We start from the raw sequence: 13284 nt of genomic DNA on the forward strand, positions 1-13284 counted from the left end.
AGATTCAACCCCTCTCATCAACTATGATTCCCACCATTTCCAGCATTGCCGCCACCATATCCAATATTTTCTCCGGCGGTATCTCCCTTATAACTTCCTTAGTCTCGGAATCAATAACTTTTACCATGATCTCTTTGCTTTTCTCGTGTACAGAAAACTCCAATTGCGTATGAATGCCGTTTATCGCCTTGTTTGCCTTCTCAATTGCATTTATAATTGCCTTTTGGGATAATGTCTCGCCCTTCTCATTTTCCGACAAATATGCATCTGCAAAAACTTTTTTTGCGTCCGCTGACTCTTTACCGGGACTATTGCCGGAATTTATGGTATTAGGTTGATAATCTTTACTCTGGATTTTTAAAACCTGTAAATTTGCAGCATCCATGCTATCGATTTTCATAAATAATCCCTCCGTGAATCTTTCTCACTAAGAATATCGGAGGATAATCAGAATTAATTTAGCATTAAGTTGCAAGTGTACTTCTTATCCATTCTTCAGTCCTTTTTATACCTTCCTCTAAAGATACTTTAGGAGCCCATCCCAAAAGCTCTCTAGCCTTTTGGTAGTTGCACAGAAGCTTTGATATCTCGCTTTGGGGATGAATATGGGGAACATGTACTATTTTTTCCTTGTCTTTAGCGATCAAAAGTGCAAGGTCATTAATGCTTATATCCTTGCCCAGCCCGGCATTTACTATTTCCCCATTTACTTTGTCGGAATAGCCGGCCTGCACCACAAATTCCGCACAGTCTTCAACGTAGAGCAGATCCCTGGTCTGAAAACCGTCCCCATATATATTGAGAGGAAGTCCTTCCAGATTTCTCTTTATGAAAATAGCTACAACGCCGCCCTCGCCGCTGGATTTCTGCATGGGACCGTAAGTATTGAAAGGACGAATAACCACTGCCGGAAGCTTATAGGCATACCAGTAGGATAAAACCATATTTTCTCCGGCAATCTTGCTGCCAGCGTAAGGTGAAGCCGGTTTTGTGGGATGCGCTTCGGTTATACCCTTTTCATCGTTTGCCCTGTCATATACCATGCAAGTACTCATGAAAACAATTTTGGTGTTGTATTTTCTGCATTGCTCCAATACATTAAAAGTTCCCACCACATCATTTTGAAATGTTGTGCCCGGGTCGTCAATGCTGTCCTGTACGTTAATGCTTGCCGCTAAGTGATAGCATATGTCAAACTTGTTTTCAAAAAGATTATCCAAGATAGAAACGTTCTTGATGTCTCCTTCAACGAATCCTGCAAAATTGGGGTTTTGCATAAATTCTTCGATATTCTTGCGTTGGCCGTTTGAAAGGTCGTCCAATACCCACACCTTGTGTCCGTCATCTAAAAGCTTTTTAACCACCCAACGTCCTATAAATCCGGCTCCTCCCGTTACCAATATATTCAAATCAAATCACCCTTTCTATATAATATGTTTTTGAAGTACATCCTTAACATTTGAAATTACATACAAAACATCTTCCTTTTCCATTTTGGGAAACAGAGGAAGGGTTATTATTCTCTCATATAAATCTTCAGCATGAGGACACAAACCTTTTTTATATCCCAGTTGTCTGTAAAACGGATGATAGTATACAGGAATATAATGAACATTTACTCCTATCCCTCTGGCTTGAAGCTCTTCAAATATCTTTTTTCTGTCGCAGTTAAGTCTCTCTAACTTAAATTTTAAAATGTACAAATGCCATGAGGAATTTGTGCCGTCAAGCTGGTATGGAACAACCACCTCATTAATTGACTCAAAAGCTTCTGTATAGAGCTTTGCATAATCTCTTCTTAACTTAAGAAATCTATCGGATTTCTTAAGCTGGCTTACACCCAATGCAGCCTGGATATCTGTTATTCTGTAATTATAACCGAGATACTGTTGTTCATAATACCACGGGCCGTGATTTTCGGTTAAATCTTCCTTTTCCCTTGTTATTCCGTGTGTTCTGAAAAGAGTGAGTTTTTTGTACAGCTCCTCACTGTTTGTAGTAATTGCACCGCCTTCACCGGTGGTGATATGCTTTACAGGGTGGAAGCTAAAGGTGGTCATATCAGACAGACCTCCAATTTTCTTACCTTTATACTCTGCTCCAAGGGCATGGGCTCCGTCCTCTATTACAACAAGATTGTATTCCTCGGCAATTCTCAATATTTCGTCCATGTCACAGGGTTGTCCGGTAAAATGCACCGGTATGATTGCTTTGGTTTTTTCGGTAATCTTCTTCCTTATTTCTTTAGGATTTATATTGTAGGTATCGGGATCAATATCAGCAAATACGGGCTTTGCCCCCATGTACAGCAAACAGTTGGCAGAAGCGGCAAAAGTAATGGGAGTCGTAATTACTTCGTCTCCCTCTTTTATCCCGGCGGCAAAGCATGCCGCATGAAGTGCCGCCGTTCCGTTGGATATGGCAACAGCATACTTTGCGCCGGTATACTGCGCTAAATTTTCTTCAAATTCCTTTATTTTGGGGCCTGTTGTTAAATAATCCCCCTTCAATACTTGAACTACAGCATTAATATCATCTTCATCAATCCACTGACGTCCATAGGGTATGAATTTCTTCTCCGCCTTCTTGTCCATATGTATTTCTCCCTGTAAAATGTAATTTATATTATATTTTTTCAATAGGCTCTCTTATTTGTTATTTCTTTGCCACCACATGATAATACGAATTTAGTATAGTACGATTGTTTTCTGTATATTCATAGTCATCCAGCATCTCTATACTAAGTTCGGACATTTCATACATTTCTATAATATCTTTTTCGTCTGCAAAGAAATAACAGCATCCTTCCCGGCCAGTACCGGTTTCCAACTTGTATAGCCCTTCTCCCATATCTATCCCTCGTACAAAGAGGTGATCCCTTTTGGTCCTCCAGTTGGCCCATATTTTCCCGCCGGGTTTGAGTACCTTTGCCAAATTTGCAAGTATCTTGACATTGTCTGATTTTCTATTATAAAACAGGCTGCCCACTGCTATAATACCGTCCACACTATTTTCCTCAAGCGGCACTTCAAACCCCGTATTTTTTACAATCCTAATACTAAGATTTTCTTCCATTGATTTATGCCTAACCAAATCAAGAGCCTCTTTTGTATAATCCATTGCAATACAACTATAGCCCTCTTTGCTCAAGGCAATCGCATTCCTTCCCGCACCACATCCGTAATCTAAAATTATGCTTCCCGGCTTATAATTTCTCTTTACAAATCGTAATACATTCTCGTCCGGCCATATCAGATTGGCACGTGCGATCTCGGCACCCCAAAATTTTTTAGTATTCTCAAATTCCAAATTCATATCATCAGCCTACTTTTAACCCATAAATTTTTGATGCAATTCTGCTGCATCCTTTTCCGTCTACTAGTGTTCTCATTTTGCTTGACATTTCATCTAAAGCTCCGTCTAAAGAGGCCAACGTTAAAATACTATCCAATAATTTTTCAAAAAAATTGTCTGTCCGAACATCTCCGGCATATACCAAATAGCCGTTTTCTCCTAAGTATTTTGCTTCCGAAATTTGATTGTCCACCATTGAATATATTACAGAAGGTATGCCTAAAGCACACAACTCATACATGGTTGTGCCTCCTGCCGATACAACCAGGTCATGTGCTTTCATTACATCCGCTATTTTATCGGTGGATGCCATATATGTAATATGGTCATCTTCATTCTTACAAGCTTGATGCCCCGCAATCTCGCTATATGTGCCAATTACAAATGTAAATTTAAACTTTTTTAAGTCATCTCTGGATTTAATCTCCTTGACTACTGATTCGACAACATTAAGGGGATCCCCTCCACCCGTAAGGAATAATATTTTCTCTATAGTATTATTCCTCTCTAATTTAGGTTTACCAAACTCTTTTCGCAAAGGAACATACTCTGTTCCCAACAGCAGTTCTACATTTTTTGAATCATAATTCCGTTCATAAAAACTTTTATCATAATCCACATTGTAGTTTATCAGCAAGTCTACAGGCATAACGCGATTTTCACAGTAAAAGCAGCCTATTTTTGCAAACTGTCTTAGAAAAGACAGATATTCGTACGTTACATAATAGCTGTCGGCTATCACTATAGAAGCTTGCTCCGTTTCTATAATTTTCGCCATGGATTTGGCAGCATATAAAGAGTAATCTTTATATGCCAAACCCAAATTTATCACTTCTTTTTTGCGCATGGCAAAAAAACGTTCGCTGTCTTCATCGGAAACTGCAAATAAACATTGTGCATCATAATTGGAGCTTAATTCGTTTGCAACAGCCAAACATCTTGCTGCATGCCCTTGTCCTATATTTTGATTTGCATCTACTCTAAAACATATCTTTTTCATTTTTCAACATAGCATCTGTATATTTTAATAAAACCGTATTTCCCTCATATTCTCCAATAACAGGTTTATTCTGCCGTCCCTTGGCATTTTCTGCAATAAACTTAATAAAATTCACGCCACATTCATATGCGTGAGGATATCCTCCTCCAAACCTGGGATTTATCTCCAAAACATTATATACCCCGTTATATTTAAACACATCAATATCTATCGGACCTCTAAAGTCAAATTCCTTTATAACGTCTTCTACCAGTTTAAATAATTCTTGGTCTTTTATAGATTTTGACTTTTCCGTTTCACCGGCTCTCATTCTAATCTTTTCTTTGACAAAAATAGCGATAATCTCTCCGCTAATGAAGTCAACATATGCATCAACTCCATACTCTTTTACCTCCAGATAAGGCTGGACAACAAGCTCTTTCTGTGAGCATTTTGCAAACTCTGCAAGCAGCGGCCACGAATCAATTTTAAGCATTCCTACACTTCCTGCCCCAAACCTGTCTTTTGCTATTATCGGCAAAGTCATATCTTTTATTATATCCGTCTCTGAATTATAATCATATGTTTCCACGCAAGAAATGCCCTTTGATAGAAGGGTTTTATACAACAGATATTTATCCCTGCATATTTTTAGGGTCTCGATATCGGATATCGCAACCAGAATGTTCAGATTTTCAAATATAGCTTTGTTTTGAGATATAAGCTCTATTTCATCTTCTTGTAGAGGAAGTATGACATTGATTTCTTCCTTTTTGCAAATATTAATTAACATAGGCAAATAATTAGTGTCATGCATTCTCGGAACTATATAGTGATTGTCTGCCATATAGACAGCAGGTGCATATATACTGCTGTCCGTAGCCACTACCTTGTCAAATCCGTTATTTCTGTCTTTAAAATAGTTTATCAACTGGCACCTTGTACCGGCGCTTAAAATAAGTATATTCATCAGCAAAACGACCCCCTTTATGTTCAATCAATAAACTTCCACTGCAAAGCAGTACCTTTTTTCAAATCACGATTTACCCTTTTGCCTAAAATTTCTTCATAATACCTGGTATGTAACCCATAACCCGGACGTATGGATTTTACATTCTCCGGCGTAAGAGTCTCTCCGGCTGCCACGTCTTTTACTATATACAGTGAACGCGACCTCTTCTTGCTCATCTTTTGTCTGTCCGTAAGCTCATATGTCACGGTGCCGAGGGATTTCTCCACATTCCTTATGTCTTGAACCATTTTTCCAAATTCATCCGGTTCCATGGAAAAGTTTGAATCCGCTCCTCCATCTTTCCGTGACAATGTAAGATGCTTTTCTATTACTTTAGCTCCCAATGCTACAGCAGCAACCGACACACAGCTTCCCAAAGAATGATCGGACAATCCCACAACACAACCAAAAGTCTCTTTCATATTCACCATGGTCTTAAGATTAATATCTTCATATGGAGTGGGATACTCGGAAACACACTTGAGTAAAATAATTTGGTCATTTCCTGCCGCTTTGCATGTTTCAATTGCCATCTCAATGTCGCCGAGGTTTGCCAAGCCGGTAGAAATAATAATGGGCTTTCCTTCAGAAGCTACTTTCTTAATCAACGGAATGTCATTTATCTCATAAGAAGCGATCTTGTACGCCGGCATATTAAATTGTCTGAGGAAATCTACAGAAGATAAATCAAAGGGTGAAGAAAACATTGAAATTCCTATTTCTTTCGCATAATCAAACAGCTCCTGATGCCACTCCCATGGAGTATATGCTGTCTTGTACAATTCAAATAGATTCATCCCTTCCCACGGGCTGCCCGGTGTACATAAAAACTCCTCCCCGTAGCAATCTATAGTGATTGTGTCGGGGCGGTATGTTTGTATTTTTATTGCATCGGCCCCGGCCTCTTTTGCAGCTGAAATAATTCGTTTTGCCCTGTCCATATCCTGCAAGTGATTTGCTGACATCTCTGCAACAATATAGACTTTACCGGACTTTAGCAAATCATTACCGTCAAGAATCACGCTGCCCATCTTTTTTCCCTTCTTTCTCAACCCACAATTTGTATTTGGCTTCGGCAATCAGCCAATCTTCCTCTGTATCAATATCTTGAACTGACATGGGTGACAAAATTATCGGCATTATTCCGTCTTCGATTCTTCCGTTTCGCATATAGAAAGGCTTTACGTTATATATGTAAAACTGACCTGCATCATGATATAATTTTTCCAAGTCCTGAGATCTGGTATCGATATACTCTTTGTACTTATAGCTTATAAAACCGTTTTCATCCATACTATAGCATCTCTGCGGAGGATAAGAAAATTCAACAACAGCAATAACTTCATCGGGCTTATACGTATCCATAATTTTTACTGCGTCTCTTATAAGCTCCGGTGTCGTAAAGGGTGCCGTCGGATATAAGCAAAAAACATAATCAAACTCCCTTCCAAGCTTTTTATATTCTTCCAAGACCTCCATAACCACTTGGGCTGTTGTGGCGTAATCATCCGCCATTTGACTGCTTCTGAAAAACGGAACCCTGGCACCATATTTCTTTGCAATTTCGGCAATTTCTTCACTGTCTGTGGAGACCATTACCTCCTCAAAAACACCGCTTTCCAAAGCTGCCCCAATAGAATATGCTATAATTGGTTTTCCGCAAAAATCTTTTATATTTTTCTTCGGTATTCTTTTGCTACCACCTCGTGCAGGTATGATAGCGATGCTTTTTTCCATGGAGAACCTCCTTACGAACAGAGTCTTTTTTCGTAGTTTCACTCCGTCGGCAAATCCATGTTAGTGTGAAGATATAATTTAAGCTATTTCTTTTTTCTCAATAGAAACATTGTATCCACATTATCGTTGTCAAGGTATTTGAACTTTTCTTCCTTTACCAATTCAAGAGACGGAAATCTATCAAGATACAGCTTTGAAAAGTTGGTTTTCCAAAGGAGGCTGTCGTTGCCCCTATAATTTACTTCCACATATTCATCGGCATAATACTCAAATCCCCAAATATATTCCTCCGTACAGCGGTATATCTCATCTAAAACTCGATTTATATTATCGGGAGAAATATGAATTAATACTCCATTGGTAAACACCATGTTAAAATATCCGTCTTTAAAAGGTATGTCATCCGCCATACCTTGAATTATATTTATCCCTTTAGTAAGGCTCTTGCTCTTTTCAACAGCATATTCCTGAAGCTCAATTCCATATAGCTTTGTAAAACCCATTTTTTGAAGCACCCTCAGCTGGTTGCCCACATTGCAGCCAACCTCCAGCACTCTTTTATTCTCCAACCCCAATCCGGCCAAAAACCTATTGTTAAGTTCCATGCAGCTTATACCAAACCTATTTGTATAAAGTTCGTCAAGCTCTTCCGGTCCAAAAGTACATCTATCCGTATAATCCCTTCCAAACTGGCCGCACCATGTACTTTCCTGTAAGTTATTTCCCATATCTGTTTCCTCCAAATTATTTTTAAGAATTTTACATTTTTAATTTTTCCCCGAAAAACATTATTTTTATTTGCGATTTAGTGACTTGCTATATTTTCCCGTTTCACTCTCTTGATTCTAAAAACCCTGAAGTATTTGCTTAAAGGCTAATATATTGTGAATACTTGCGATTATTCACTGTTTATTTAATATATCGAAAACTAAATCCACTCCCTTTACGACCTTTTGATTCATACTCTTCCAACTTTTAAAACCGCAATTGTATCAAACCTTTTGAAATAAGTTCCCCCTGCCGTCCAACCTCTTTTTTCGGTTTCAGGTTCATATATAAAAAACCGGCAAGAATTCCTCGCCGTCCTTTTTCAGTTAAACTTCATCACAAAGACACTTTCATTATTTCTTCGACTACACGCCTAACTCCTTCTCCATCCACCAACCTTTGCATTTTCCTGCTAATTGATACTCTTTTTTCATAATCTTTGCACAAAAGCTTAATCTTTTGCAAAATCTCCATGTTAGAGAGCTCTCCATGCCATCCCAGGTTGATTATGTAGCCTTGGGAAGACAGCATATCTACCATTTCCCTCTGGTTGTCGGCAATAACAATTGCCAAAGCCGGTGTCCCGCAAGCGCACAACTCGTACAATGTGCTTCCGCCTGCCGATATTGCCACGTCGGACTTTAGCATTATTTCCGACATTCTCAAAACATTTTCATGCAATATAACATTGGAGCTTTTTCGGGCCAGTTCCTTGAGGCTTTCCACATTAGTAAAGCCGCTGCCTACAACGATATTTATCCCTATATCTTTGAACTCTTCATCCGAAAGAATAATACTGGCAAGTCTCAGGCTCAGGTTAAAAGGATCCGCCCCCCCCGTCGTTATCATCATTTCCCGTACATTCCTGTTTATTATTCTTTCAGGTAAATCTTTAAACTCGTCCCTTATGAGATTATACTTCAAGCCCAAAAGCATAAGCTCGTCATTGCTGTATTTGGTGTAGTTGAAGGCTGTGGCTGTAACATTTCCGTTTATCAGCACATCCACAGGATATACAAACTTATTCACATCATCAATATAACAAAGCTTTTTTACATGCGGCTTCAGCTTCAAAAAAAACTCCCGGTTGACGTTATAGGAGTCAATAATCAGTACATCGAGATTAAATGCCTTAATCTTTCGGATTATTTCTTCTGAATCCTCTTCAAGCTCTGAAGCATCTCCATAGAAAAAGCCTTCTAAATGCCTGCTGTTTTCATGCGGCATTTCCACAACTTCAAACTCATCCTGTCGAATCTTTGAAATTCCCTGCTCAAACCGGCTTAGGAAAAAAACATTGGCGCCGGCATTTCTAAATCCTTTGGCCAGCGACAAACAACGCATTATATGCCCCATACCGATATTGCTGCTTCCATCTACTCTAATTCCAATATCCAGCATATCAACCTCTCAACAAACTTTCTCCATTCAACCTAAGAATTTTCCCATATCTTACCTGTGATTTTACAGTTACAATAATTCCATTGCCAATACCCGTCTTTTACTTACTGTTCGGGTTTTCTTCCACCAGTTCAATTATCCCCATATTCCTATTGTATAAGAATGCTACTTTAGAGGAATTAATAGCGACCGCACAGGAGGGGCTTTCCATTAAAACATAGCCTTCATTTTTCAGTCTCACAACCGCATCATCTATATTGCCGACGCTATAACATATATGATACGGAGTATTTCCCGATTTGGTAATAATGCCGTTTATTGAAGAGGCTGCATCCATTGGTGACACCAGTTCGATGCAGTAATCTCCAAGCTTCATAAATTGAATTAAAACCTTCCTCGTCTTGTCGGCAACAGTTTCCCCAAGCTTCTCGTACCCAATTTTCAAAAACTCCTCAACAGAAGCTTCCATGTTTTTAACAGCATAGCCCAGATGGTGTATTCTCACAATACCTCAGCTCCCCGAATTTTTTTCTGAAACATGTGTTTGATTCTTCCAAATCCAAAACATATTTTTTGTTGCCTGCTTTATCTACGTCTAAAAGCGTATAGCCCAGTCTTTCAAACAAATCCTTTACCGGAGCATTTTTTTCCGTTGGCCTATAATATGTAATCAATCTTTTATAACCGGACTTTTTATGTAAATCTTCAATAAACCCTATTATCTGGTCTTCAATAAACCTGCCCATAACCCTGCAGCTTAGCAAAAAAGTGTCCAGCTCAACTTCACCGTCGGTCTTATGCTTTGTTATTACAACACTGACCATGCCGTTATCCCCGAATCTGTCACTGACATAAGCCGCAAAGCCTTCAAAGCCCTCCTCATCTATCAGAGCCAAGAGTTCCTGTTCACTATACCTTTTGGTAGTCAAATTGAATTGATTGGTTTTTTGAGTAAGCTGCGCAGCTCTTTGAACATTTTCCGGACTTATTCTGCAAATCTCAATCTTGGTCTCTAAGGATTTTAAAAAAGCTTCATAAGAAGTACAGGATTTTTGTGCATCCCTTCGCTTTATATTCTGACGATATATCTCGGTTTTCACAGTATCTTCATCGGTTGTATCCAATGTATAAAAATAATTGTTATAAAGCTCCGTTGCAAAATCCACAAGCTCAGAAGTATCTTGGGGAAAATCCGGAACAGTTACCTCTGAAAGCTCCCTTTTTACGCTTTCCCTTTCTATCGGGTTATCGTCAATAAATACCATGGAGTCAAGCCCGATATTGAGTTCTTCGGACAAATCCCTTATATTTTGGGATTTCAGGTCCCAGTTTATTTTCAGTGCAACAAAGTCTTCCTCTCTTAGTACCATGTGTTTATGCTCTCTTATAACCTTTATCGCATCATCAAAATTGTTTTTGGATACCACAGCAAGTATTATCCCCAAGTCCTTTATTTCCTTCAGTTTTCTTTGAAAGTCCTTATATCTGGCACCTTCCTTGTAATCCGAAAGCTCTATTCCTTCAAGGCCGGCTTCCCCCACAACACCACCCCACAAGGTGTTGTCGAGGTCCAAAACCAGACACTTTTTTCTTGTGCCCTTAACTGAGGCAACACATCTATTAATATGCTGCTCCAGTAGTTTCTCCGCCTTCATTGAATATTTTATTCCGCCTAAATACCATAGCTTTTTGGAATAGAACTGTTCCCTTCCTTTATCTTCTATGATGCTTTTCAAGTCAAGAATATAGAAATTTCTATATTTGCCGCTCATCAAAAAAAGGCTGTCTTCCCACAAGAATTCAAGCCTTCTTTCTTCTGACCCGGACTTAGCGCATTCAATCTTTCTGGTCCATAAATCAATATTACTTACAAAAAATGTTATATCAGGATTGTTTTTTACGGCCTCTTCAATATAACTTATGTTCATATCAATAGTGTTGCTATCTTTACTTTGACCCTTGAACATTTCTTCCCCGTCAATAACAATAAAAACTATCTCCGGTCCAAAAGAATACAAGCCCGAATCTGGGTTTATTATCTCCTGTATCCATGTTCCGTATCCTTCGGTTTTGTATACATCATATAGCTTTGAGAGCCTTCCGATAAGAGAATCTAAGTTTATGTTGGAAAGCAGTGACAGTTTCAAATCACTCACTCCTTAACATAATCTAAAAAGTCACCTACTTTTTTTATATCCGGTACTTTTTCGAAAGGAATTTTTATGTTTAGCTGCTCTTCAACCTCAGCCACCAGCCTTATGTGATTTAATGAGTCCCATGCCGAAGTTTTATCCCTTGAAGTTTCAAGATTTATACTTTCTTTATCTACGTTTAATATTTCCGACACCAGTTCAATCAGTTTTTCCATATAAATCAGCACCTCCCGGTTATTGTACCTATTTTGTCGATGTCCGCTATTACTCTCAAATACTTCTCTATCTTTGGCCTCGTTTGAGCCCAAATGCTCTCTGTTATAGCCTGAAATGTTATATCCTCATAACTGTCGTTTATTTTGACATGCTGCTTTAATATACCTTCGGTCTCAAAACCAAAGCTTGTATGCAAACTCACAACCTTTTCATTACTCGACATCGTCCTGCAAAACACTTTATTCACCTTTAAATCATAAAACGCGTGGTTTAACAACGAATATTCCATAACTATTCCAAGTCCGCTGTTTATAAACTCCTGCTCCACCAGGTAATAACCGAATTCAAGATTGTTATTTTTCCTGTCGAAGTCATAGCTCAATACCCCAAAGGGTTTACTGCCCAAAAAGCATATATAAAAGTTTTTTTCTCTGTTATTTTTCAAATGCTCAATAAATTTGGCATGATCTTCTTCCGTAATAATGTCCTGATTAAACATCCTTTGCCTTACAAAATCCTGATTGCGCCAGTCCCTCAACTTTTTTACGTAAATATCGTCAAGCTCAAGAATATTTATGAAATTAACATAACCTTCTTCTAGCTTATCATTGTCCACTTTAACGGTGTCCCCCTTTCAATGTCTTCCGATGCTTTCCGGTTCAAAACCTGCTCAAAATATTTTGGCTCCAAACCGTCTGCAGGTCTTATTACCTTTATGTTTTCCTCTGTAAAGGCCTCTCCTTTTTTTATATCCTTCACAGCAAAAATCGATCTTCTGTGGCTGCGGCTTACAGCTTCATTTTCCGAAATACTGTAGCTTACCTTTCCAATTGATTTTTCTGCAGCCCTCACATCTTCAACCATCCTTTTGAACTCGTCCGGCTCCATGGAAAAGGACGAATCGGGATTTTTGATTTTTCTGCTCAAACAAAAATGTTTTTCAATAACGCTAGCTCCCATGGCAACCGCCACAACCGCAGAAACTGAACCTAACGAATGGTCTGACAAGCCCACAGGAACATTAAATGTATCTTTTAAATGGGTTATCGTCTTTAAATTCATTTGCTCCGGTACTGCAGGGTAGGCACTGGAGCATTTTAAAAGACAGAAATTATCATTTCCTTGTGCCCTAATAGTTTCCACTGCTTCTTCAATTTCTCCTAAAGTTGCCATACCTGTTGACATAATAATAGGCTTTTTCTTTGATGCGATATATTTTATTAAGGGAATATCTACAATCTCAAAAGAAGCTATTTTATAAAACTCAACCCCCAATTCCTCCAAAAAATCCACCGCCGATTTGTCAAACGGAGTTGAAAAGAAATCAATTCCTGCTTTTTCAGCTTCTTCTTTAAGCCGTCCATGCCATTCCCAAGGTGTATTTGCCTTTTGGTAGAGGCTGTATAAATTTTCTCCTTTCCAGGTACCGTTATCTATATGAAAGTATTTTTTATCAGAGTTTATGGTCATAGTGTCCGGTGTATAAGTTTGTATTTTTATGCAATCCGCACCGGCTTCTTTTGCTGCGTATATTATTTCGATTGCTCTGTTTAAATCTCCTGCATGGTTCGCAGACATTTCCGCAATAATATAACAGGGACATCCCTCACCAATTTCCCTGTCCCTGATTTTAATTCTTCTGTTTTGCATATATACCACCCCCA

The 13284-nt window shown here is 38.7% G+C and carries 15 protein-coding genes; all 15 read right to left on the minus strand.

The window, feature by feature from the left end; translation table 11 throughout:
- Positions 1-4: 4 nt before the first annotated feature.
- The 15 genes from PLH43_RS00505 to pseI (PLH43_RS00575) all read right to left on the minus strand — a co-directional run bounded on the left by PLH43_RS00505 (position 5) and on the right by pseI (PLH43_RS00575) (position 13270).
- Complete coding sequence (locus tag PLH43_RS00505) at positions 5-400, minus strand: flagellar protein FlaG (RefSeq protein ID WP_324358961.1); 396 nt, start codon at positions 398-400, stop codon at positions 5-7.
- Positions 401-464: 64 nt separating this feature from the next.
- Positions 465-1409 carry a GDP-mannose 4,6-dehydratase gene (locus tag PLH43_RS00510; RefSeq protein WP_324358963.1) on the minus strand — a complete coding sequence of 315 codons (945 nt, stop codon included), beginning with the start codon at positions 1407-1409 and terminating at the stop codon, positions 465-467.
- A 15-nt stretch (positions 1410-1424) separates the two neighbouring features.
- The gene (gene pseC, locus PLH43_RS00515) at positions 1425-2594 is read right to left on the minus strand and encodes a UDP-4-amino-4,6-dideoxy-N-acetyl-beta-L-altrosamine transaminase (RefSeq protein WP_324358965.1); all 1170 of its coding nucleotides are present in this window, start codon (positions 2592-2594) and stop codon (positions 1425-1427) included.
- Positions 2595-2655: 61 nt separating this feature from the next.
- Positions 2656-3315, minus strand: a complete 660-nt coding sequence (locus tag PLH43_RS00520; RefSeq protein ID WP_324358967.1) for a class I SAM-dependent methyltransferase — start codon at positions 3313-3315, stop codon at positions 2656-2658.
- A 4-nt stretch (positions 3316-3319) separates the two neighbouring features.
- Positions 3320-4354, minus strand: a complete 1035-nt coding sequence (gene pseG, locus PLH43_RS00525) for a UDP-2,4-diacetamido-2,4,6-trideoxy-beta-L-altropyranose hydrolase (protein WP_324358969.1) — start codon at positions 4352-4354, stop codon at positions 3320-3322.
- A complete protein-coding gene (locus tag PLH43_RS00530) occupies positions 4335-5303 on the minus strand; it encodes an ATP-grasp domain-containing protein (protein ID WP_324358971.1) in 969 nt (322 codons plus the stop codon). Before PLH43_RS00530 ends, pseG (PLH43_RS00525) begins: the two co-directional genes overlap by 20 nt.
- A 23-nt stretch (positions 5304-5326) precedes the next feature.
- Entirely contained in the window at positions 5327-6376 is a 1050-nt protein-coding gene (pseI, locus tag PLH43_RS00535) for a pseudaminic acid synthase (RefSeq protein ID WP_324358973.1), read from the minus strand.
- Positions 6357-7082, minus strand: coding sequence for a pseudaminic acid cytidylyltransferase (pseF, locus tag PLH43_RS00540; RefSeq protein WP_324358975.1), 726 nt, complete (start codon positions 7080-7082; stop codon positions 6357-6359). Before pseF ends, pseI (PLH43_RS00535) begins: the two co-directional genes overlap by 20 nt.
- Positions 7083-7165: 83 nt before the next feature.
- Positions 7166-7810 (minus strand): pseudaminic acid biosynthesis-associated methylase, encoded by a 645-nt coding sequence (locus PLH43_RS00545; RefSeq protein ID WP_324358977.1) that lies wholly within the window; start codon positions 7808-7810, stop codon positions 7166-7168.
- Between the two features lie 376 nt (positions 7811-8186).
- Entirely contained in the window at positions 8187-9251 is a 1065-nt protein-coding gene (gene pseG, locus PLH43_RS00550) for a UDP-2,4-diacetamido-2,4,6-trideoxy-beta-L-altropyranose hydrolase (protein WP_324358979.1), read from the minus strand.
- Between the two features lie 100 nt (positions 9252-9351).
- A complete protein-coding gene (locus PLH43_RS00555) occupies positions 9352-9756 on the minus strand; it encodes a VOC family protein (RefSeq protein ID WP_324358981.1) in 405 nt (134 codons plus the stop codon).
- A complete protein-coding gene (locus PLH43_RS00560; RefSeq protein ID WP_324358983.1) occupies positions 9725-11398 on the minus strand; it encodes an HAD-IIIC family phosphatase in 1674 nt (557 codons plus the stop codon). Before PLH43_RS00560 ends, PLH43_RS00555 begins: the two co-directional genes overlap by 32 nt.
- Before the next feature lie 5 nt (positions 11399-11403).
- Positions 11404-11619: an acyl carrier protein gene (locus tag PLH43_RS00565; protein WP_324358985.1), complete on the minus strand. Its 216-nt coding sequence runs from the start codon at positions 11617-11619 to the stop codon at positions 11404-11406.
- A gap of 5 nt (positions 11620-11624) precedes the next feature.
- Positions 11625-12236 (minus strand): UDP-4-amino-4,6-dideoxy-N-acetyl-beta-L-altrosamine N-acetyltransferase, encoded by a 612-nt coding sequence (gene pseH / locus PLH43_RS00570; RefSeq protein WP_324358987.1) that lies wholly within the window; start codon positions 12234-12236, stop codon positions 11625-11627.
- A complete protein-coding gene (pseI, locus tag PLH43_RS00575) occupies positions 12218-13270 on the minus strand; it encodes a pseudaminic acid synthase (protein ID WP_324358989.1) in 1053 nt (350 codons plus the stop codon). The genes pseH and pseI (PLH43_RS00575) overlap by 19 nt, the downstream gene beginning before the upstream one ends.
- Positions 13271-13284: the final 14 nt, after the last annotated feature.

The sequence above is a fragment of the Acetivibrio sp. genome (assembly GCF_035371925.1).
Classification (GTDB): Bacteria; Bacillota; Clostridia; order Acetivibrionales; family Acetivibrionaceae; genus Hungateiclostridium.

Bases quoted from the DNA above. Each gene is read 5' to 3' on its own strand.
- PLH43_RS00505 (WP_324358961.1), bottom strand. From the start codon at position 400: ATGAAAATCGATAGCATGGATGCTGCAAATTTACAGGTTTTAAAAATC.
- pseC (WP_324358965.1), bottom strand. From the start codon at position 2,594: ATGGACAAGAAGGCGGAGAAGAAATTCATACCCTATGGACGTCAGTGG.
- PLH43_RS00520 (WP_324358967.1), bottom strand. From the start codon at position 3,315: ATGAATTTGGAATTTGAGAATACTAAAAAATTTTGGGGTGCCGAGATC.
- pseG (WP_324358969.1), bottom strand. From the start codon at position 4,354: ATGAAAAAGATATGTTTTAGAGTAGATGCAAATCAAAATATAGGACAA.
- PLH43_RS00530 (WP_324358971.1), bottom strand. From the start codon at position 5,303: ATGAATATACTTATTTTAAGCGCCGGTACAAGGTGCCAGTTGATAAAC.
- pseI (WP_324358973.1), bottom strand. From the start codon at position 6,376: ATGGGCAGCGTGATTCTTGACGGTAATGATTTGCTAAAGTCCGGTAAA.
- pseF (WP_324358975.1), bottom strand. From the start codon at position 7,082: ATGGAAAAAAGCATCGCTATCATACCTGCACGAGGTGGTAGCAAAAGA.
- PLH43_RS00545 (WP_324358977.1), bottom strand. From the start codon at position 7,810: ATGGGAAATAACTTACAGGAAAGTACATGGTGCGGCCAGTTTGGAAGG.
- pseG (WP_324358979.1), bottom strand. From the start codon at position 9,251: ATGCTGGATATTGGAATTAGAGTAGATGGAAGCAGCAATATCGGTATG.
- PLH43_RS00565 (WP_324358985.1), bottom strand. From the start codon at position 11,619: ATGGAAAAACTGATTGAACTGGTGTCGGAAATATTAAACGTAGATAAA.
- pseI (WP_324358989.1), bottom strand. From the start codon at position 13,270: ATGCAAAACAGAAGAATTAAAATCAGGGACAGGGAAATTGGTGAGGGA.